We start from the raw sequence: 16,789 nt of genomic DNA, 5'->3' as shown, positions 1-16,789 counted from the left end.
CGCCCTAATGAGGGCGGTTCTGCTTCTCGTTTAGACTTCGTTAAGCTGTACGCCCAACGCCTTCGCGATGCCTTCTCCATAAGCCGGATCGGCCTTGAAGAAATGCTGCAGCTGACGATCAACCACGTCGCCGGAAACCCCAGCCATCGCACCGGCAATGTTGTTGATCAGCAGCGCTTTCTGCTCATCGTTCATCAGACGGAACAGCGCACCCGCGTGGCTGTAGTAGTCGGTATCCTCACGATGATCGTAGCGGTCAGCCGCACCGCTCAAGGCCAAGGCAGGTTCCGCGTAGTGCGGTGCCTGTTTCGGTGATTCAACGTAGCTGTTCGGCTCGTAGTTCGGCGCCGCACCGCCATTACTGCCAAACGCCATCGAACCATCGCGCTGGTAAGTGTTGACCGGACTGCGAGGTGCATTCACTGGCAGCTGCTGGTGATTGGTGCCCACGCGGTAGCGGTGAGCATCCGCGTAAGCGAACACACGCCCCTGCAGCATGCGATCAGGTGACAGGCCGACGCCTGGGACCATGTTGCTCGGACCGAACGCGGCCTGCTCGACTTCAGCGAAGTAGTTCAGCGGATTGCGGTTGAGCTCAAGCTCGCCCACTTCGATCAACGGAAACTCTTTCTGCGACCAGGTCTTGGTCACGTCAAACGGGTTCTCGTAGTGAGCCGAGGCCTGAGCCTCGGTCATGATCTGAATGTTGACACTCCATTTCGGGAAGTCACCGCGCTCAATGGCGCCGAACAGGTCACGTTGTGCGTAATCCGGATCGGTACCGGCCAGGCGCGCCGCTTCTGCCGGAGCGAGGTTCTTGATCCCTTGCTTGGTTTTATAATGCCACTTCACCCAATGACGCTCGCCATTGGCGTTGATCAAGCTGTAGGTGTGGCTGCCGAAACCGTGCATGTGACGGTAACCGTCAGGGATGCCGCGGTCCGAAAACAGGATAGTGACCTGGTGCAGCGCCTCAGGCGAATGCGACCAGAAATCCCACATCATCTGCGCGCTTTTCAGGTTGCTTTGCGGCAGACGCTTCTGGGTGTGGATAAAGTCAGGGAATTTCAGCGGATCACGGATGAAGAACACCGGCGTGTTGTTACCGACGATGTCCCAGTTGCCTTCCTCGGTGTAGAACTTCAGGGCAAAACCGCGTGGATCACGCTCGGTGTCAGCCGAGCCGCGCTCGCCACCCACTGTGGAGAACCGCAGGAAGGTCGGGGTTTGTTTGCCAACAGACTCAAACAGCTTGGCGCTGGAGTATTGAGTGATATCGCGAGTCACAGTGAACGTGCCGTAAGCACCCGAGCCTTTGGCGTGTACGCGACGCTCCGGGATGTTTTCACGATTGAAGTGGGCAAGCTTCTCGATCAGGTGGAAATCGTCGAGCAGCAGAGGGCCACGAGGGCCGGCGGAGCGGGAATTCTGGTTGTCGGCGACAGGAGCGCCGCTGGCGGTCGTAAGTGTTTTGTTTTGGCTCATGCGATCTCTTCCTCTGTCAGTCTTGAACTGCCGGCTAAATCGGCTTGGTGGGAAGTATTGATCATCAACATGACAGTCACAAATTCATTAATTTGCAGACATCAATAGAAAATTACTAATGATCAACCCAAGCATATAGTGCCTATAGGGAAGGGTTTGAAGCTTGTACGCAGGGCGCATTTCTTGCGGGCACAAAAAACCGGGCACTAGGCCCGGTTCTTTGTTTCAGACTGACGTCTTACTCAGCGGATACAGCTTCACCGCCGACAGCACGATCAACCAACTCGACGTACGCCATAGGCGCGTTGTCGCCAGCGCGGAAACCGCACTTGAGGATGCGCAGGTAGCCACCCTCACGGGTAGCGTAACGCTTGCCCAGGTCGTTGAAGAGCTTACCAACGATAGCTTTCGAACGAGTACGGTCGAAAGCCAGACGGCGGTTAGCCAGGCTGTCTGTCTTGGCCAAAGTGATCAGCGGCTCAGCAACGCGGCGCAGTTCTTTGGCTTTTGGCAGTGTAGTTTTGATCAGCTCGTGCTCGAACAGCGACACCGCCATGTTTTGAAACATGGCCTTGCGGTGCGAGCTGGTGCGGCTCAGGTGACGACCACTTTTACGATGACGCATGGTTCATTCCTTACCAAACACAACGTTCGGTGATTACGACGATCAGGCAGTCGCCTTGTCGTCCTTCTTAAGACTTGCAGGCGGCCAGTTGTCGAGGCGCATGCCGAGGGACAGACCGCGGGAGGCCAGAACGTCCTTGATTTCAGTCAAGGATTTCTTGCCAAGGTTCGGAGTCTTCAACAGCTCTACTTCGGTACGCTGAATCAGGTCGCCGATGTAGTAGATGTTTTCCGCCTTAAGGCAGTTAGCCGAACGTACAGTCAGTTCCAGATCGTCAACCGGGCGAAGCAGGATCGGATCGATCTCGTCTTCCTGCTCGACAACCACTGGCTCACTGTCACCTTTGAGATCGACGAACGCAGCCAACTGCTGTTGCAGAATGGTTGCAGCACGGCGGATAGCCTCTTCAGGATCCAGGGTACCGTTGGTTTCCAGATCAATAACCAGCTTGTCCAGGTTAGTACGCTGTTCGACACGGGCGTTTTCCACCACGTATGCGATACGGCGAACCGGGCTGAACGAAGAGTCGAGCTGCAAGCGACCGATGCTGCGGCTTTCGTCTTCATCGCTCTGACGCGAGTCTGCCGGTTCATAACCACGACCACGAGCTACGGTGAGCTTCATGTTCAGGGCGCCGTTAGACGCCAGGTTAGCGATTACGTGATCGGGGTTAACGATCTCGACATCATGATCCAGCTGAATATCGGCAGCGGTAACCACCCCCGAACCCTTCTTCGACAAGGTCAGCGTAACTTCGTCTCGACCGTGCAGCTTGATAGCCAGACCTTTAAGGTTCAACAGGATTTCAATTACGTCTTCCTGTACACCTTCGATGGCGCTGTACTCGTGGAGCACACCGTCAATCTCGGCCTCGACTACTGCACAGCCGGGCATTGAGGACAACAGGATGCGGCGCAGCGCGTTGCCCAGGGTGTGGCCGAAACCACGCTCGAGAGGCTCGAGTGTGATCTTGGCGCGGGTTGGACTGACAACCTGCACATCAATATGGCGGGGTGTCAGGAACTCATTTACCGAAATCTGCATGGATGCACCTATTTTCTAGCCCTTACTTGGAGTAGAGCTCGACAATCAGGCTTTCGTTGATGTCGGCGGACAGATCACTGCGAGCAGGAACGTTCTTGAAAACGCCCGACTTCTTCTCAGTGTCTACTTCTACCCATTCTACGCGGCCACGTTGGGCACACAGATCGAGAGCTTGGACAATGCGAAGTTGGTTCTTTGCTTTCTCGCGAACTGCGACCACGTCACCAGCACGAACCTGGTAGGACGGAACGTTTACGGTCTGACCGTTAACGCTGATCGACTTGTGCGATACCAGCTGACGGGATTCGGCACGAGTAGAGCCAAAACCCATACGGTATACAACGTTGTCCAGACGGCATTCGAGCAGTTGCAACAGGTTTTCGCCAGTTGCGCCTTTCTTGCCAGCAGCTTCTTTGTAGTAGCCGCTGAATTGACGCTCGAGAACGCCGTAGATACGACGGACCTTCTGCTTTTCACGCAGTTGGGTGCCGTAATCGGACTGGCGACCGCGGCGTTGGCCGTGGATACCAGGTGCTGCTTCGATGTTGCACTTCGATTCGATCGCGCGCACGCCGCTCTTCAGAAAGAGATCGGTGCCTTCGCGACGAGCGAGTTTGCATTTTGGACCAATGTAACGAGCCATTCTTTACAATCTCCTGGATTACACGCGGCGCTTCTTCGGCGGACGGCACCCGTTGTGCGGGATTGGCGTCACGTCGGTGATGCTGGCGATCTTGTAGCCACAGCCGTTCAAAGCGCGGACTGCGGATTCACGACCTGGACCTGGACCTTTGACGTTAACGTCGAGGTTTTTCAGGCCGTATTCCAGCGCAGCTTGACCAGCACGTTCAGCAGCTACTTGAGCAGCGAACGGGGTGGACTTGCGGGAACCGCGGAAACCCGAACCACCGGAGGTAGCCCAGGAAAGAGCGTTACCTTGACGGTCGGTGATGGTCACGATGGTGTTGTTAAAAGAAGCATGGATGTGGGCGATGCCATCAACCACTGTCTTTTTAACTTTTTTACGAGGACGAGCAGCAGGTTTTGCCATGATTAATTTCCTGTCGATTCGCTGGGGCGATTACTTGCGGATCGGCTTACGCGGACCTTTACGGGTACGCGCGTTGGTCTTGGTACGCTGACCGCGTACTGGCAGACCACGACGATGACGCAGACCGCGATAGCAACCGAGGTCCATCAAACGCTTGATTTTCATGTTGATTTCGCGACGCAGGTCACCTTCAGTGGTGAACTTCGCCACTTCGCCACGCAGCTGTTCAATCTGCTCGTCGCTCAGATCTTTGATCTTTGCCGCTGGGTTTACCCCAGTCACTGCACAAATTTTCTGTGCAGTAGTGCGACCAACACCATAGATGTAGGTCAGCGAGATAACAGTATGCTTGTTATCTGGAATGTTAACGCCTGCAATACGGGCCATTCAGTGGGACTCCAATTGACAGCTACCTACGCCCCGGAAGCCAAGAAATAGGGCGCGAGATAATATCGCTGTAATAACAAATAATCAACCCGGCAGCGCACTAGCTGCCGGGCTTGAAGCACAATCACACTCAGCCTTGGCGCTGTTTGTGACGCGGTTCCGCGCTGCAAATTACTCGAACAACACCTTCGCGGCGAATAATCTTGCAGTTACGGCACAGCTTTTTCACCGATGCACGAACTTTCATCACCAACTCCTCGAACCTTATGGGTACTCAGCGCAACATGCCGCTGCCGTAACCCTTCAGGTTGGCTTTCTTCATCAGGGATTCGTACTGGTGCGAAACGAGGTGCGATTGTACTTGGGACATGAAGTCCATCACAACCACGACCACGATCAGCAACGAGGTCCCGCCAAGGTAGAACGGTACGTTTGCTGCAACCACCAGGAACTGGGGCAACAGGCAGACGGCCGTCATGTAAAGAGCACCGAACATGGTCAAGCGAGTCAGAACGCCATCAATGTAGCGCGCAGACTGCTCACCTGGACGGATGCCCGGAATAAAGGCACCGGACTTCTTCAGGTTTTCCGCTACGTCTTTCGGATTGAACATCAACGCCGTATAGAAGAAGCAGAAGAAAATAATCCCTGCACTAAACAGCAGAATATTCAACGGCTGACCAGGAGCGATCGACTGCGAGATGTCCTGCAACCAGCCCATACCTTCAGACTGACCGAACCAGGCACCCAACGAAGCCGGGAACAGCAAAATGCTGCTCGCGAAAATAGCCGGAATAACACCGGCCATGTTCACCTTCAGCGGCAAGTGGCTGGTCTGCGCAGCGAAGACCTTACGGCCCTGCTGACGCTTGGCGTAGTGAACAGCAATACGACGCTGGCCACGCTCAATGAACACCACGAAACCGATAATCGCTACTGCCAGCAAACCGATGGCAACCAGGGCGAAGATGTTGATATCACCCTGACGTGCAGACTCGAAAGACTGCCCGATCGCTCTCGGAAGACCGGCGACGATACCCGAAAAAATCAACATCGAGATACCGTTGCCAACACCACGCTCAGTAATCTGCTCACCCAGCCACATCATGAACATCGCACCAGCCACAAAAGTGGATACCGCGACGAAATGGAAGCCAAAGTCACCAGTGAACGCAACGCCCTGCCCCGCCAGACCAATGGACATGCCAATAGCCTGGACGAGAGCGAGGACGACAGTGCCGTAGCGGGTGTACTGGCTGATCTTGCGACGGCCAGCTTCACCTTCCTTCTTCAACTGTTCCAGCTGCGGGCTGACGGCGGTCATCAGTTGCATGATGATCGATGCCGAAATGTACGGCATGATCCCCAGTGCAAAGATGCTCATCCGTTCCAGCGCGCCGCCGGAAAACATGTTGAACAAGCTAAGAATGGTCCCCTCATTCTGTCGAAACAGGTCCGCGAGTCGGTCCGGGTTGATACCTGGAACCGGGATGTGTGCGCCTATTCGGTAGACGATAATCGCCAGGAACAGAAAACGCAGACGAGCCCAGAGTTCAGACATACCGCCTTTGCCGAGCGCAGAGAGAGCACCTTGCTTAGCCATTTATTCCTCGAACTTGCCGCCAGCTGCTTCGATAGCCGCACGCGCACCTTTGGTGGCGCCGATTCCCTTTCCGATGGTGACAGCGCGAGTAACTTCGCCGGACAGCATGATTTTCACACGCTGAACGTTGACGTTGATCACGTTGGCATCTTTCAGGGACTGCACGGTGACGATGTCGCCTTCCACTTTAGCCAACTCGGACAGACGCACTTCTGCGCGGTCCATGGCTTTCAGGGAAACGAAACCAAACTTCGGCAGGCGACGATGCAGCGGCTGTTGACCGCCTTCAAAGCCTGGAGCAATGGTGCCACCGGAGCGGGAGGTTTGACCTTTGTGGCCACGGCCACCAGTCTTACCCAAACCGCTACCGATACCACGGCCCGGACGATGCTTTTCGCGACGGGAACCCGGCGCTGGACTCAGATCATTGAGTTTCATCGATTAACCCTCGACACGCAGCATGTAGTAAGCCTTGTTGATCATCCCGCGATTCTCGGGAGTATCCTGGACTTCTACAGTGTGACCGATGCGACGCAGACCCAGACCCTTAACGCACAGTTTGTGGTTAGGGATGCGGCCGGTCATGCTTTTGATCAGCGTAACTTTAACGGTAGCCATGATCAGAAGATCTCCTTGACGCTTTTGCCACGCTTGGCGGCAATGGATTCAGGAGACTGCATTGCTTTCAAACCTTTGAAAGTGGCGTGAACCACGTTTACCGGGTTAGTCGAGCCGTAGCACTTGGCCAGAACGTTCTGAACGCCAGCAACTTCGAGGACAGCACGCATAGCGCCGCCAGCGATGATACCGGTACCTTCAGAAGCAGGCTGCATGTACACCTTCGAAGCGCCGTGAGCGGACTTCATTGCGTACTGCAGAGTGGTGCCGTTCAGATCAACTTGGATCATGTTGCGGCGAGCAGCTTCCATTGCCTTCTGGATCGCAGCAGGCACTTCACGCGACTTGCCACGGCCGAAGCCAACGCGCCCTTTACCATCACCAACCACGGTCAACGCGGTGAAAGTGAAGATACGGCCGCCTTTAACGGTTTTGGCTACGCGGTTAACTTGAACCAGCTTCTCGATGTAGCCTTCGTCGCGCTTTTGGTCGTTATTTGACATAACTTAGAACTCCAGCCCAGCTTCACGAGCAGCATCAGCCAGCGCCTTGACGCGGCCGTGGTACTTGAAGCCAGAGCGGTCGAAAGCCACCTGCGAGACGCCAGCGGCTTTAGCACGCGTAGCGACCAGCTGGCCAACCTTAGTGGCCGCGTCGATGTTGCCGGTGGCACCATCACGCAGTTCTTTATCCAAAGTCGAGGCACTTGCCAGGACTTTGTTGCCGTCGGCCGAAATGACCTGGGCGTAGATGTGCTGCGACGAGCGGAACACGCAGAGACGCACGACTTCGAGTTCGTGCATTTTCAGGCGTGCTTTGCGAGCGCGACGCAGTCGAGTAACTTTTTTGTCGGTCATTTGCTATGCCCTACTTCTTCTTGGCTTCTTTACGACGGACGACTTCGTCCGCGTAGCGCACACCTTTGCCTTTGTACGGCTCTGGTGGACGGAAGTCGCGGATCTCGGCGGCCACTTGACCTACCAGCTGCTTGTCGATGCCCTTGATCAGGATATCGGTCTGGCTAGGAGTCTCAGCGGTGATGCCTTCCGGCAGTTCATAATCCACTGGGTGCGAGAAGCCAAGAGCCAGGTTCAGCACTGTGCCTTTTGCTTGCGCTTTGTAACCAACACCGACCAGCTGGAGCTTACGCTCGAAGCCTTGGCTTACGCCTTGGACCATGTTGTTAACCAACGCACGAGTGGTACCAGCCATTGCGCGAGTTTGTTGATCGCCATTGCGAGCAGCGAAACGCAGCTCACCAGCTTCTTCAACGATCTCAACGGACGAATGGATGTTCAGTTCGAGAGTACCCTTGGCACCCTTCACCGAAAGCTGTTGGCCTGCGAATTTGACTTCGACACCGGCTGGCAGCTTAACGGGGTTCTTAGCGACGCGTGACATGCTTATCCCCCCTTAGAACACAGTGCAAAGAACTTCGCCGCCGACACCGGCAGCGCGCGCAGCACGATCCGTCATCACACCTTTGTTGGTGGAGACGATAGACACACCGAGACCGCCACGAACTTTTGGCAGATCATCGACGGACTTGTACTGACGCAGGCCTGGACGGCTAACGCGCTTCACTTCCTCGATGACCGGACGGCCTTCGAAGTACTTCAGCTCGATGGACAGCAGTGGCTTGATTTCGCTGCTGATCTGATAACCCGCAATGTAACCTTCGTCCTTCAGGACTTTGGCAACAGCTACCTTCAAAGTAGAAGATGGCATGCTTACGACGGACTTTTCAGCCATCTGGGCATTACGGATTCGAGTTAGCATGTCCGCTAACGGGTCCTGCATACTCATGGGCTAGACGCTCCTAATACACAAAAAATTAGCCTTGCGGCTACTACGTGTCGCCGAGTACATCCGCGTAAAAAACACGGGCTCAGGCGAGCCGGGTATTCTAGACACACCCCACAAATGAATCAAGCCCCAAAAGGGGCTTGATTCAAGTTCAAGGTCACCGATGGTCAGGATCTTGCGACCCCGAACACCGAGACTTTGACAGTGCTTACCAGCTGGCTTTAACCAGACCAGGTACGTCACCACGCATTGCAGCTTCACGCAGTTTGTTACGGCCAAGGCCGAACTTGCGGTAAACGCCGTGTGGACGACCGGTCAGGCGGCAGCGGTTACGCATGCGCGAAGCGCTTGCGTCACGTGGCTGCTTCTGCAGAGCTACTGTAGCTTCCCAACGTGCTTCTGGACTTGCGTTCAGATCAACGATGATAGCTTTCAGTGCTGCACGCTTTTTGGCGTACTTGGCAACCGTGAGCTGACGCTTCAGCTCGCGGTTTTTCATGCTCATCTTGGCCATTTTCCTACTCCAATCAGTTGCGGAACGGGAATTTGAAAGCACGCAACAGGGCGCGACCTTCATCATCGTTCTTGGCAGTGGTGGTCAGGGTAATGTCCAGACCGCGGAGAGCATCGATCTTGTCGTAGTCGATTTCCGGGAAGATGATCTGCTCTTTAACGCCCATGCTGTAGTTACCACGACCATCGAAGGACTTGGCATTCAGGCCGCGGAAGTCGCGAACCCGAGGCAGGGAGATCGACAGCAGACGATCCAGGAACTCGTACATACGCTCACGGCGCAGGGTCACTTTGACGCCGATCGGCCAACCTTCACGGACTTTAAAGCCAGCGATGGATTTCCGAGCGTAGGTCACAACGACTTTCTGGCCGGTGATCTTTTCCAGGTCAGCAACAGCGTGTTCGATGACTTTTTTGTCGCCGATCGCTTCGCCCAGACCCATGTTCAGGGTGATTTTGGTAACGCGCGGAACTTCCATCACGTTCGAAAGCTTAAGTTCTTCCTTAAGTTTCGGTGCGATTTCCTTCCGGTAAATCTCTTTTAGTCGTGCCATGGTCTTCTACCTAGCAGTGTTCAAGCATCAACCGCTTTTTGGGTCGACTTGAAGACACGAATTTTCTTACCGTCTTCTACTTTGAAACCAACGCGGTCAGCCTTGTTGGTTTCGCCGTTGAAGATGGCGACGTTGGAAGCGTGCAGTGGCGCTTCTTTCTCGACGATACCGCCCTGTACGCCCGACATCGGGTTAGGCTTGGTATGACGCTTGACCAGGTTCAGACCACCAACGACCAGACGGTCATCAGCAAGAACCTTCAGCACCTTACCGCGCTTACCTTTGTCTTTGCCGGCGATCACGATGATCTCGTCGTCACGACGAATCTTTTGCATGTCGGATCTCCTTACAGCACTTCTGGGGCGAGCGAGACGATCTTCATGAACTTCTCAGTACGAAGTTCACGGGTCACTGGCCCAAAGATACGGGTGCCGATCGGCTCTTGCTTGTTGTTCAGAAGAACAGCAGCGTTGCCATCAAAGCGGATAATGGAGCCATCTGCACGGCGAACGCCGTGACGAGTGCGGACTACAACAGCAGTCATCACTTGGCCTTTTTTCACCTTACCGCGAGGAATTGCTTCCTTCACGGTAACTTTGATGATGTCACCGATACCAGCGTAACGACGATGGGAGCCACCCAGCACCTTGATGCACATAACGCGGCGAGCGCCGCTGTTATCGGCCACATCGAGCATGGATTGAGTCTGAATCATATAATTTCTCCGACCCCTAGTCCTTAGACTTCCACAGCGCGTTCGAGAACATCAACCAGCGCCCAAGACTTGGTCTTGGCCAAAGGACGAGTTTCACGAATAGTGACTTTGTCGCCGATGTGGCACTGATTGGTTTCGTCGTGCGCGTGCAGCTTAGTCGAACGCTTAACGTATTTACCGTAGATCGGGTGCTTAACGCGACGCTCGATCAGAACGGTGATGGTTTTGTCCATCTTGTCGCTGACAACACGGCCAGTCAGCGTACGGACAGTTTTTTCGGCTTCAGCCATGATTACTTACCTGCCTGCTGGTTGAGCACAGTCTTCACGCGAGCGATGTCACGCTTAACTTGCGAGAGCAGATGAGACTGCCCCAACTGGCCAGTTGCTTTCTGCATACGCAGATTGAACTGGTCGCGCAGCAGGCCGAGCAGTTGCTCGTTCAGCTGCTGTGCGGATTTTTCACGAAGTTCATTCGCTTTCATCACATCACCGTCCGTTTAACAAAGGAGGTGGCGAGCGGCAGCTTTGCAGCAGCCAGGGCGAAAGCCTCACGCGCCAGCTCTTCAGAAACACCCTCGATTTCATACAGGACTTTGCCTGGCTGAATCTGGGCAACCCAGTACTCCACGTTACCCTTACCTTTACCCATCCGAACTTCGAGTGGCTTTTTGGAAATAGGCTTGTCCGGGAATACACGGATCCAGATCTTGCCGCCACGTTTAACGTGACGGGTCAGTGCACGACGCGCTGACTCGATCTGACGAGCGGTGAGACGACCACGAGCAACAGACTTCAGCGCGAACTCGCCGAAGCTGACTTTGCTACCGCGCAATGCCAGGCCACGGTTGTGACCAGTCATTTGCTTGCGGAACTTCGTACGCTTTGGTTGCAACATTTGGCGTACCCCTTACTTAGCAGCTTTTTTACGAGGCGCTGGTGCTTGTGGTTTCAGTTCTTCTTGGCGACCACCAATTACTTCGCCTTTGAAGATCCAAACCTTTACACCGATCACACCATAAGTGGTGTGAGCTTCGTAGTTGGCATAGTCGATGTCGGCACGCAGGGTGTGCAGAGGCACACGACCTTCGCGATACCATTCAGTACGTGCGATTTCAGCACCGCCGAGACGACCGCTCACTTGGATTTTGATGCCTTTGGCACCAATGCGCATGGCGTTCTGAACAGCGCGCTTCATAGCGCGACGGAACATTACGCGACGCTCCAGCTGCTGAGCTACGCTCTGCGCAACCAGCATACCGTCGAGCTCCGGCTTGCGGATCTCTTCGATATTGATGTGCACAGGCACACCCATTTGCTTGGTCAGGTCCTGACGCAGTTTCTCAACATCTTCACCTTTCTTCCCGATAACGATACCTGGACGAGCGGTGTGGATGGTGATACGTGCAGTTTGGGCCGGACGATGGATATCGATACGGCTTACGGACGCGCTTTTTAGTTTGTCTTGGAGATACTCACGCACCTTCAGATCAGCGAACAAGTAGTCCGCATAAGTCCGACCGTCTGCGTACCAGACGGAGGTGTGCTCCTTGACGATTCCCAGGCGAATGCCAATGGGATGTACTTTCTGACCCATCTCTTCGACTCCGTTACTTGTCAGCAACCTTGACAGTGATATGGCAAGACCGCTTGACGATGCGATCAGCACGGCCTTTGGCACGTGGCATGATGCGCTTCAGCGAACGCCCTTCGTTGACGAAAACGGTGCTGACTTTCAGGTCATCAACGTCTGCGCCTTCGTTATGCTCGGCGTTGGCTACGGCCGACTCCAGCACTTTCTTCATGATCTCGGCGGCTTTCTTACTGCTGAAAGCCAACAGGTTGAGCGCTTCGCCCACCTTCTTCCCGCGGATCTGGTCGGCGACCAAGCGGGCTTTCTGGGCGGAGATTCGAGCGCCCGACAACTTAGCGGCTACTTCCATTTCCTAACCCCTTAACGCTTGGCTTTCTTGTCTGCCACGTGCCCACGATATGTGCGGGTACCGGCGAACTCGCCCAGTTTGTGGCCGACCATGTCTTCGTTAACGAGAACTGGGACGTGTTGACGACCGTTGTGTACTGCGATGGTCAGACCGACCATTTGTGGCAGGATCATCGAGCGACGCGACCAGGTTTTAACTGGTTTGCGATCGTTCTTTTCCGCCGCCACTTCGATCTTCTTCAGTAGGTGAAGATCGATAAAAGGACCTTTTTTCAGAGAACGTGGCACTGTCGTATCCCTCTATTTACTTGCGACGACGGACGATCATTTTGTCGGTACGCTTATTACCACGAGTCTTCGCGCCCTTAGTCGGGAAGCCCCATGGCGATACCGGATGACGACCACCAGAGGTACGACCTTCACCACCACCATGTGGGTGGTCAACCGGGTTCATGGCAACACCACGAACGGTTGGGCGAACGCCACGCCAGCGTTTGGCACCAGCTTTACCCAGCGAACGCAGGCTGTGCTCGGAGTTCGAGACTTCGCCCAGGGTCGCGCGGCATTCAGCCAGCACTTTACGCATCTCACCAGAACGCAGACGCAGGGTCACGTAGACACCTTCACGAGCGATCAGCTGAGCCGAAGCACCAGCGGAACGAGCGATTTGCGCGCCTTTACCTGGCTTCAATTCGATGCCGTGTACGGTGCTACCAACTGGAATGTTACGCAGTTGCAGAGCGTTGCCCGGCTTGATCGGTGCCAGAGCACCTGCGATCAGCTGGTCGCCAGCACTCACGCCTTTAGGCGCGATGATGTAGCGACGCTCGCCATCTGCGTACAGCAGCAGAGCGATGTGAGCAGTACGGTTTGGATCGTATTCGATACGCTCAACAGTGGCAGCGATGCCATCTTTGTCGTTGCGACGGAAATCGACCAGACGATAATGCTGCTTATGGCCACCACCGATGTGACGAGTGGTAATACGACCATTGTTGTTACGACCACCAGACTTCGATTTTTTCTCGAGCAGCGGTGCGTGAGGAGCGCCTTTATGCAGCTCCTGGTTGACCACCTTGACCACAAAACGGCGGCCAGGGGAAGTCGGTTTGCATTTAACGATTGCCATGATGCACCCCTTCCTTACTCAGCACTGCTGCTGAAATCGAGATCTTGGCCTGGCTGAAGGGAGATAACTGCCTTCTTCCAGTCATTACGCTTGCCCAGACCGCGAGCAGTGCGCTTGCTCTTACCCAGAACATTCAGGGTAGTAACACGCTCTACTTTCACGCTGAACAGGCTTTCGACGGCCTTCTTGATTTCCAGCTTGGTTGCGTCAGTGGCAACCTTGAAAACGAACTGGCCTTTCTTGTCTGCCAGAACCGTAGCCTTCTCGGAAACGTGCGGGCCAAGCAGAACTTTAAATACGCGTTCCTGGTTCATCCCAGCAGCTCCTCGAATTTCTTCACGGCCGACACGGTGATCAACACCTTGTCGTATGCGATCAGACTAACTGGATCGGAACCTTGCACATCACGTACATCAACGTGCGGCAGGTTACGAGCAGCCAGGTACAGGTTCTGATCAACAGCGTCCGACACGATCAGAACGTCGGTCAGGCTCATGTTGTTCAGCTTGCCCAGCAGGTCTTTGGTTTTCGGCGTTTCAACAGCGAAATCCTGAACCACGACCAGACGATCAGTACGCACCAGCTCAGCAAGGATGGAACGCATTGCTGCGCGATACATCTTCTTGTTCAGCTTCTGGGAGTGATCCTGAGGACGAGCTGCGAAAGTGGTACCGCCGCCACGCCAGATTGGGCTACGGATAGTACCGGCACGAGCACGGCCAGTACCTTTCTGACGCCATGGGCGCTTACCGCCGCCACGAACGTCGGAACGGGTCTTTTGCTGCTTGCTACCTTGACGGCCGCCGGCCATATAGGCCACGACTGCTTGGTGAACCAGCGTCTCGTTGAATTCGCCGCCAAATGTCAGTTCGGAAACTTCGATCGCTTGAGCGTCATTTACATTTAATTGCATGTCAGCTTCCCCTTAACCGCGAGCCTTGGCTGCTGGACGTACAACCAAGTTGCCGCCAGTAGCGCCAGGAACAGCGCCCTTGACCAACAACAGATTGCGTTCAGCGTCCACGCGCACTACTTCGAGGGACTGCACGGTCACGCGCTCAGCGCCCATATGACCGGACATTTTTTTGCCCTTGAATACACGACCAGGAGTCTGGCACTGGCCGATAGAGCCTGGAACGCGGTGGGATACGGAGTTACCGTGGGTGTTATCTTGCCCGCGGAAATTCCAACGCTTGATCGTACCCTGGAAGCCTTTACCTTTGGACTGACCGGTTACATCAACCAGTTGACCAGCAGCGAAGATTTCAGCATTGATCAGATCGCCGGCCTGGTACTCGCCTTCTTCAAGGCGGAATTCCATTACGGTACGACCAGCGGCAACGTTCGCCTTAGCGAAGTGGCCAGCTTGCGCAGCTGTAACACGCGAAGCACGACGCTCGCCTACAGTGACTTGCACTGCACGATAGCCATCGGTCTCTTCAGTTTTGAACTGGGTGACGCGATTCGGTTCGATCTCAATGACCGTGACCGGAATGGAGACACCTTCTTCGGTGAAAATACGGGTCATACCGCATTTACGACCGACTACACCAATAGTCATGTTGTAAACCTCATGAGTGTACGGGGCTTTCACCCGCTATGGCCGCCCATTTCAGAGCGTTACACGACTAAGACCGAGTCTTAGCCGAGGCTGATCTGCACTTCCACACCGGCCGCAAGATCAAGCTTCATAAGAGCATCAACGGTTTTATCCGTTGGCTGGACGATGTCCAGAACGCGCTTATGAGTACGGATCTCGTACTGGTCACGCGCGTCTTTGTTGACGTGCGGGGAGACCAGAACGGTGAACCGCTCTTTACGGGTAGGCAGTGGAATTGGACCACGCACTTGAGCACCAGTACGTTTCGCGGTTTCCACGATTTCCTGGGTGGATTGGTCGATCAGGCGATGGTCAAAAGCCTTCAACCTGATACGGATTTGCTGATTTTGCATTGGATTTCAGACTCCGGCTGCTATTCCCACCGGGCGCAATACGCCCGTTAAAAGGAGGCGCAATTCTATAGACGCCCCCGATAGGTGTCAACCCAATAAAAAAGCCCCCGCTAAGCGGGGGCTTTTTCAAAGCATCGAAGCTATCTCAAAAGAGAAGCTTACTCGATGATTTTAGCTACAACGCCAGCACCAACGGTACGGCCGCCTTCGCGAATAGCGAAACGCAGACCGTCTTCCATTGCGATGGTTTTGATCAGGGTAACAGTCATTTGAATGTTATCGCCTGGCATTACCATTTCAACGCCTTCTGGCAGTTCGCAGTTACCAGTCACGTCAGTAGTACGGAAGTAGAACTGTGGACGGTAGCCTTTGAAGAACGGAGTGTGACGACCGCCTTCTTCCTTGCTCAGAACGTAAACTTCTGCGGTGAACTTGGTGTGCGGCTTAACGGTACCCGGCTTAACCAGAACCTGACCACGCTCCACGTCATCACGCTTGGTGCCGCGCAGCAGCACGCCGCAGTTCTCGCCAGCACGACCTTCGTCGAGCAGCTTGCGGAACATTTCAACACCGGTGCAGGTGGTGACGGTAGTGTCACGCAGACCAACGATTTCCAGTGGGTCCTGAACGCGAACGATACCGCGCTCGATACGACCAGTCACAACAGTACCGCGACCCGAGATCGAGAATACGTCTTCGATTGGCATCAGGAACGGCTTGTCAGTCAGACGAACTGGTTCTGGGATGTAGCTGTCCAGAGTTTCAACCAGTTTCTTGACGGCAGTGGTGCCCATCTCGTTATCGTCCAGACCATCCAGCGCCATACGAGCGGAGCCGATGATGATTGGAGTGTCGTCGCCTGGGAAGTCGTAAGTGCTCAGCAGATCGCGCACTTCCATCTCAACCAGTTCCAGCAGCTCAGCGTCGTCTACCAGGTCAGCCTTGTTCAGGAAAACCACGATGTACGGAACGCCTACCTGACGGGACAGCAGGATGTGCTCACGGGTTTGTGGCATCGGACCATCAGCGGCCGAGCAAACCAGGATAGCGCCGTCCATTTGAGCAGCACCGGTGATCATGTTCTTCACATAGTCAGCGTGACCTGGGCAGTCAACGTGAGCGTAGTGACGGATCTTCGAGTTGTACTCAACGTGAGCGGTGTTGATGGTGATACCGCGAGCTTTCTCTTCTGGTGCGCTGTCGATTTTGTCGAAGTCAACACGAGCCGAACCGAAAACTTCGGAGCAGACGCGAGTCAGAGCAGCGGTCAGAGTGGTTTTACCGTGGTCAACGTGACCGATAGTGCCAACGTTGACGTGCGGTAGGGAACGATCAAATTTTTCTTTAGCCACGACAATTAACTCC

At 54.8% G+C, this 16,789-nt stretch carries 30 protein-coding genes; all 30 read right to left on the bottom strand.

Features of this window, described 5'->3' with window-relative positions:
• Positions 1 to 30: 30 nt before the first annotated feature.
• Entirely contained in the window at positions 31 to 1,485 is a 1,455-nt protein-coding gene (locus AF70_RS07165; protein WP_018925656.1) for a catalase, read from the bottom strand.
• A 238-nt stretch (positions 1,486 to 1,723) separates the two neighbouring features.
• On the bottom strand, positions 1,724 to 2,110 hold the full coding sequence (gene rplQ, locus AF70_RS07160) for a 50S ribosomal protein L17 (RefSeq protein WP_007924175.1): 387 nt from the start codon (positions 2,108 to 2,110) through the stop codon (positions 1,724 to 1,726).
• A 42-nt stretch (positions 2,111 to 2,152) separates the two neighbouring features.
• A complete protein-coding gene (rpoA, locus tag AF70_RS07155; protein ID WP_003186012.1) occupies positions 2,153 to 3,154 on the bottom strand; it encodes a DNA-directed RNA polymerase subunit alpha in 1,002 nt (333 codons plus the stop codon).
• 22 nt (positions 3,155 to 3,176) lie between these two features.
• Positions 3,177 to 3,797: a 30S ribosomal protein S4 gene (rpsD, locus tag AF70_RS07150; protein WP_003176404.1), complete on the bottom strand. Its 621-nt coding sequence runs from the start codon at positions 3,795 to 3,797 to the stop codon at positions 3,177 to 3,179.
• A gap of 18 nt (positions 3,798 to 3,815) precedes the next feature.
• Positions 3,816 to 4,205 (bottom strand): 30S ribosomal protein S11, encoded by a 390-nt coding sequence (gene rpsK / locus AF70_RS07145; RefSeq protein WP_002555466.1) that lies wholly within the window; start codon positions 4,203 to 4,205, stop codon positions 3,816 to 3,818.
• 30 nt (positions 4,206 to 4,235) lie between these two features.
• Complete coding sequence (rpsM, locus tag AF70_RS07140; protein WP_003186020.1) at positions 4,236 to 4,592, bottom strand: 30S ribosomal protein S13; 357 nt, start codon at positions 4,590 to 4,592, stop codon at positions 4,236 to 4,238.
• 130 nt (positions 4,593 to 4,722) lie between these two features.
• The gene (gene rpmJ, locus AF70_RS07135) at positions 4,723 to 4,839 is read right to left on the bottom strand and encodes a 50S ribosomal protein L36 (RefSeq protein ID WP_002555468.1); all 117 of its coding nucleotides are present in this window, start codon (positions 4,837 to 4,839) and stop codon (positions 4,723 to 4,725) included.
• A gap of 27 nt (positions 4,840 to 4,866) precedes the next feature.
• Positions 4,867 to 6,195 (bottom strand): preprotein translocase subunit SecY, encoded by a 1,329-nt coding sequence (gene secY, locus AF70_RS07130; protein ID WP_003228718.1) that lies wholly within the window; start codon positions 6,193 to 6,195, stop codon positions 4,867 to 4,869.
• The gene (gene rplO / locus AF70_RS07125) at positions 6,196 to 6,633 is read right to left on the bottom strand and encodes a 50S ribosomal protein L15 (protein ID WP_003228720.1); all 438 of its coding nucleotides are present in this window, start codon (positions 6,631 to 6,633) and stop codon (positions 6,196 to 6,198) included. It abuts the gene before it with no gap.
• Between the two features lie 3 nt (positions 6,634 to 6,636).
• A complete protein-coding gene (gene rpmD / locus AF70_RS07120) occupies positions 6,637 to 6,813 on the bottom strand; it encodes a 50S ribosomal protein L30 (protein WP_003176408.1) in 177 nt (58 codons plus the stop codon).
• Between the two features lie 2 nt (positions 6,814 to 6,815).
• Positions 6,816 to 7,316, bottom strand: coding sequence for a 30S ribosomal protein S5 (gene rpsE, locus AF70_RS07115; RefSeq protein ID WP_003186035.1), 501 nt, complete (start codon positions 7,314 to 7,316; stop codon positions 6,816 to 6,818).
• A 3-nt stretch (positions 7,317 to 7,319) separates the two neighbouring features.
• The gene (gene rplR, locus AF70_RS07110; protein WP_003186037.1) at positions 7,320 to 7,670 is read right to left on the bottom strand and encodes a 50S ribosomal protein L18; all 351 of its coding nucleotides are present in this window, start codon (positions 7,668 to 7,670) and stop codon (positions 7,320 to 7,322) included.
• 10 nt (positions 7,671 to 7,680) lie between these two features.
• Positions 7,681 to 8,214 carry a 50S ribosomal protein L6 gene (gene rplF / locus AF70_RS07105; RefSeq protein WP_003176412.1) on the bottom strand — a complete coding sequence of 178 codons (534 nt, stop codon included), beginning with the start codon at positions 8,212 to 8,214 and terminating at the stop codon, positions 7,681 to 7,683.
• Between the two features lie 12 nt (positions 8,215 to 8,226).
• On the bottom strand, positions 8,227 to 8,619 hold the full coding sequence (gene rpsH / locus AF70_RS07100) for a 30S ribosomal protein S8 (protein ID WP_003186040.1): 393 nt from the start codon (positions 8,617 to 8,619) through the stop codon (positions 8,227 to 8,229).
• A 208-nt stretch (positions 8,620 to 8,827) separates the two neighbouring features.
• Positions 8,828 to 9,133 (bottom strand): 30S ribosomal protein S14, encoded by a 306-nt coding sequence (rpsN, locus tag AF70_RS07095; protein ID WP_003176414.1) that lies wholly within the window; start codon positions 9,131 to 9,133, stop codon positions 8,828 to 8,830.
• Between the two features lie 13 nt (positions 9,134 to 9,146).
• The gene (rplE, locus tag AF70_RS07090) at positions 9,147 to 9,686 is read right to left on the bottom strand and encodes a 50S ribosomal protein L5 (RefSeq protein ID WP_003210069.1); all 540 of its coding nucleotides are present in this window, start codon (positions 9,684 to 9,686) and stop codon (positions 9,147 to 9,149) included.
• Positions 9,687 to 9,706: 20 nt separating this feature from the next.
• Positions 9,707 to 10,021 (bottom strand): 50S ribosomal protein L24, encoded by a 315-nt coding sequence (gene rplX / locus AF70_RS07085; protein WP_007896770.1) that lies wholly within the window; start codon positions 10,019 to 10,021, stop codon positions 9,707 to 9,709.
• 11 nt (positions 10,022 to 10,032) lie between these two features.
• Positions 10,033 to 10,401 carry a 50S ribosomal protein L14 gene (rplN, locus tag AF70_RS07080; protein ID WP_002555479.1) on the bottom strand — a complete coding sequence of 123 codons (369 nt, stop codon included), beginning with the start codon at positions 10,399 to 10,401 and terminating at the stop codon, positions 10,033 to 10,035.
• 23 nt (positions 10,402 to 10,424) lie between these two features.
• Positions 10,425 to 10,691, bottom strand: coding sequence for a 30S ribosomal protein S17 (gene rpsQ, locus AF70_RS07075; protein ID WP_003176419.1), 267 nt, complete (start codon positions 10,689 to 10,691; stop codon positions 10,425 to 10,427).
• A gap of 2 nt (positions 10,692 to 10,693) precedes the next feature.
• A complete protein-coding gene (gene rpmC, locus AF70_RS07070; RefSeq protein WP_002555481.1) occupies positions 10,694 to 10,885 on the bottom strand; it encodes a 50S ribosomal protein L29 in 192 nt (63 codons plus the stop codon).
• Positions 10,885 to 11,298: a 50S ribosomal protein L16 gene (gene rplP, locus AF70_RS07065; protein ID WP_003228729.1), complete on the bottom strand. Its 414-nt coding sequence runs from the start codon at positions 11,296 to 11,298 to the stop codon at positions 10,885 to 10,887. The genes rpmC and rplP overlap by 1 nt, the downstream gene beginning before the upstream one ends.
• Before the next feature lie 12 nt (positions 11,299 to 11,310).
• The gene (gene rpsC, locus AF70_RS07060) at positions 11,311 to 11,997 is read right to left on the bottom strand and encodes a 30S ribosomal protein S3 (RefSeq protein ID WP_003176422.1); all 687 of its coding nucleotides are present in this window, start codon (positions 11,995 to 11,997) and stop codon (positions 11,311 to 11,313) included.
• A 13-nt stretch (positions 11,998 to 12,010) separates the two neighbouring features.
• Positions 12,011 to 12,343 carry a 50S ribosomal protein L22 gene (gene rplV, locus AF70_RS07055; RefSeq protein WP_003103908.1) on the bottom strand — a complete coding sequence of 111 codons (333 nt, stop codon included), beginning with the start codon at positions 12,341 to 12,343 and terminating at the stop codon, positions 12,011 to 12,013.
• Positions 12,344 to 12,354: 11 nt separating this feature from the next.
• A complete protein-coding gene (gene rpsS / locus AF70_RS07050) occupies positions 12,355 to 12,630 on the bottom strand; it encodes a 30S ribosomal protein S19 (protein WP_002555486.1) in 276 nt (91 codons plus the stop codon).
• Between the two features lie 16 nt (positions 12,631 to 12,646).
• Positions 12,647 to 13,471, bottom strand: coding sequence for a 50S ribosomal protein L2 (gene rplB / locus AF70_RS07045; protein ID WP_003186055.1), 825 nt, complete (start codon positions 13,469 to 13,471; stop codon positions 12,647 to 12,649).
• 14 nt (positions 13,472 to 13,485) lie between these two features.
• Positions 13,486 to 13,785, bottom strand: coding sequence for a 50S ribosomal protein L23 (rplW, locus tag AF70_RS07040; RefSeq protein ID WP_002555488.1), 300 nt, complete (start codon positions 13,783 to 13,785; stop codon positions 13,486 to 13,488).
• Positions 13,782 to 14,384: a 50S ribosomal protein L4 gene (gene rplD, locus AF70_RS07035; RefSeq protein ID WP_003228735.1), complete on the bottom strand. Its 603-nt coding sequence runs from the start codon at positions 14,382 to 14,384 to the stop codon at positions 13,782 to 13,784. The genes rplW and rplD overlap by 4 nt, the downstream gene beginning before the upstream one ends.
• Before the next feature lie 12 nt (positions 14,385 to 14,396).
• Positions 14,397 to 15,032: a 50S ribosomal protein L3 gene (gene rplC, locus AF70_RS07030; protein WP_003186059.1), complete on the bottom strand. Its 636-nt coding sequence runs from the start codon at positions 15,030 to 15,032 to the stop codon at positions 14,397 to 14,399.
• A gap of 80 nt (positions 15,033 to 15,112) precedes the next feature.
• A complete protein-coding gene (gene rpsJ / locus AF70_RS07025; RefSeq protein WP_003186070.1) occupies positions 15,113 to 15,424 on the bottom strand; it encodes a 30S ribosomal protein S10 in 312 nt (103 codons plus the stop codon).
• A 158-nt stretch (positions 15,425 to 15,582) separates the two neighbouring features.
• Positions 15,583 to 16,776 carry an elongation factor Tu gene (gene tuf / locus AF70_RS07020; RefSeq protein WP_007933700.1) on the bottom strand — a complete coding sequence of 398 codons (1,194 nt, stop codon included), beginning with the start codon at positions 16,774 to 16,776 and terminating at the stop codon, positions 15,583 to 15,585.
• Between the last annotated feature and the right edge of the window lie 13 nt (positions 16,777 to 16,789).

The sequence above is a fragment of the Pseudomonas sp. KD5 genome (genome assembly GCF_012932895.1).
Lineage (GTDB): Bacteria > Pseudomonadota > Gammaproteobacteria > Pseudomonadales > Pseudomonadaceae > Aquipseudomonas.
The sequence above is the reverse complement of the archived record's forward strand: the minus strand, read 5'-3'. Positions and strand labels throughout refer to the sequence as shown.

What these genes read in the sequence shown, in the direction of transcription:
- rpsC (WP_003176422.1), bottom strand. Translation starts at nt 11,997, where the DNA reads ATGGGTCAGAAAGTACATCCCATTGGCATTCGCCTGGGAATCGTCAAG.
- rplW (WP_002555488.1), bottom strand. Translation starts at nt 13,785, where the DNA reads ATGAACCAGGAACGCGTATTTAAAGTTCTGCTTGGCCCGCACGTTTCC.
- rplN (WP_002555479.1), bottom strand. Translation starts at nt 10,401, where the DNA reads ATGATTCAGACTCAATCCATGCTCGATGTGGCCGATAACAGCGGCGCT.
- rplD (WP_003228735.1), bottom strand. Translation starts at nt 14,384, where the DNA reads ATGCAATTAAATGTAAATGACGCTCAAGCGATCGAAGTTTCCGAACTG.
- rplF (WP_003176412.1), bottom strand. Translation starts at nt 8,214, where the DNA reads ATGTCACGCGTCGCTAAGAACCCCGTTAAGCTGCCAGCCGGTGTCGAA.
- AF70_RS07165 (WP_018925656.1), bottom strand. Translation starts at nt 1,485, where the DNA reads ATGAGCCAAAACAAAACACTTACGACCGCCAGCGGCGCTCCTGTCGCC.
- rplX (WP_007896770.1), bottom strand. Translation starts at nt 10,021, where the DNA reads ATGCAAAAGATTCGTCGTGACGACGAGATCATCGTGATCGCCGGCAAA.
- rpsK (WP_002555466.1), bottom strand. Translation starts at nt 4,205, where the DNA reads ATGGCAAAACCTGCTGCTCGTCCTCGTAAAAAAGTTAAAAAGACAGTG.
- rpoA (WP_003186012.1), bottom strand. Translation starts at nt 3,154, where the DNA reads ATGCAGATTTCGGTAAATGAGTTCCTGACACCCCGCCATATTGATGTG.
- rpsN (WP_003176414.1), bottom strand. Translation starts at nt 9,133, where the DNA reads ATGGCCAAGATGAGCATGAAAAACCGCGAGCTGAAGCGTCAGCTCACG.
- rpsM (WP_003186020.1), bottom strand. Translation starts at nt 4,592, where the DNA reads ATGGCCCGTATTGCAGGCGTTAACATTCCAGATAACAAGCATACTGTT.
- rpsQ (WP_003176419.1), bottom strand. Translation starts at nt 10,691, where the DNA reads ATGGCTGAAGCCGAAAAAACTGTCCGTACGCTGACTGGCCGTGTTGTC.
- rplE (WP_003210069.1), bottom strand. Translation starts at nt 9,686, where the DNA reads ATGGCACGACTAAAAGAGATTTACCGGAAGGAAATCGCACCGAAACTT.
- rpsH (WP_003186040.1), bottom strand. Translation starts at nt 8,619, where the DNA reads ATGAGTATGCAGGACCCGTTAGCGGACATGCTAACTCGAATCCGTAAT.
- rpsE (WP_003186035.1), bottom strand. Translation starts at nt 7,316, where the DNA reads ATGTCAAATAACGACCAAAAGCGCGACGAAGGCTACATCGAGAAGCTG.
- rpmJ (WP_002555468.1), bottom strand. Translation starts at nt 4,839, where the DNA reads ATGAAAGTTCGTGCATCGGTGAAAAAGCTGTGCCGTAACTGCAAGATT.
- rpsD (WP_003176404.1), bottom strand. Translation starts at nt 3,797, where the DNA reads ATGGCTCGTTACATTGGTCCAAAATGCAAACTCGCTCGTCGCGAAGGC.
- rplC (WP_003186059.1), bottom strand. Translation starts at nt 15,032, where the DNA reads ATGACTATTGGTGTAGTCGGTCGTAAATGCGGTATGACCCGTATTTTC.
- secY (WP_003228718.1), bottom strand. Translation starts at nt 6,195, where the DNA reads ATGGCTAAGCAAGGTGCTCTCTCTGCGCTCGGCAAAGGCGGTATGTCT.
- rplO (WP_003228720.1), bottom strand. Translation starts at nt 6,633, where the DNA reads ATGAAACTCAATGATCTGAGTCCAGCGCCGGGTTCCCGTCGCGAAAAG.
- rplV (WP_003103908.1), bottom strand. Translation starts at nt 12,343, where the DNA reads ATGGAAGTAGCCGCTAAGTTGTCGGGCGCTCGAATCTCCGCCCAGAAA.
- rplP (WP_003228729.1), bottom strand. Translation starts at nt 11,298, where the DNA reads ATGTTGCAACCAAAGCGTACGAAGTTCCGCAAGCAAATGACTGGTCAC.
- rpmD (WP_003176408.1), bottom strand. Translation starts at nt 6,813, where the DNA reads ATGGCTACCGTTAAAGTTACGCTGATCAAAAGCATGACCGGCCGCATC.
- rpmC (WP_002555481.1), bottom strand. Translation starts at nt 10,885, where the DNA reads ATGAAAGCGAATGAACTTCGTGAAAAATCCGCACAGCAGCTGAACGAG.
- rplB (WP_003186055.1), bottom strand. Translation starts at nt 13,471, where the DNA reads ATGGCAATCGTTAAATGCAAACCGACTTCCCCTGGCCGCCGTTTTGTG.
- rplQ (WP_007924175.1), bottom strand. Translation starts at nt 2,110, where the DNA reads ATGCGTCATCGTAAAAGTGGTCGTCACCTGAGCCGCACCAGCTCGCAC.
- rpsJ (WP_003186070.1), bottom strand. Translation starts at nt 15,424, where the DNA reads ATGCAAAATCAGCAAATCCGTATCAGGTTGAAGGCTTTTGACCATCGC.
- rplR (WP_003186037.1), bottom strand. Translation starts at nt 7,670, where the DNA reads ATGACCGACAAAAAAGTTACTCGACTGCGTCGCGCTCGCAAAGCACGC.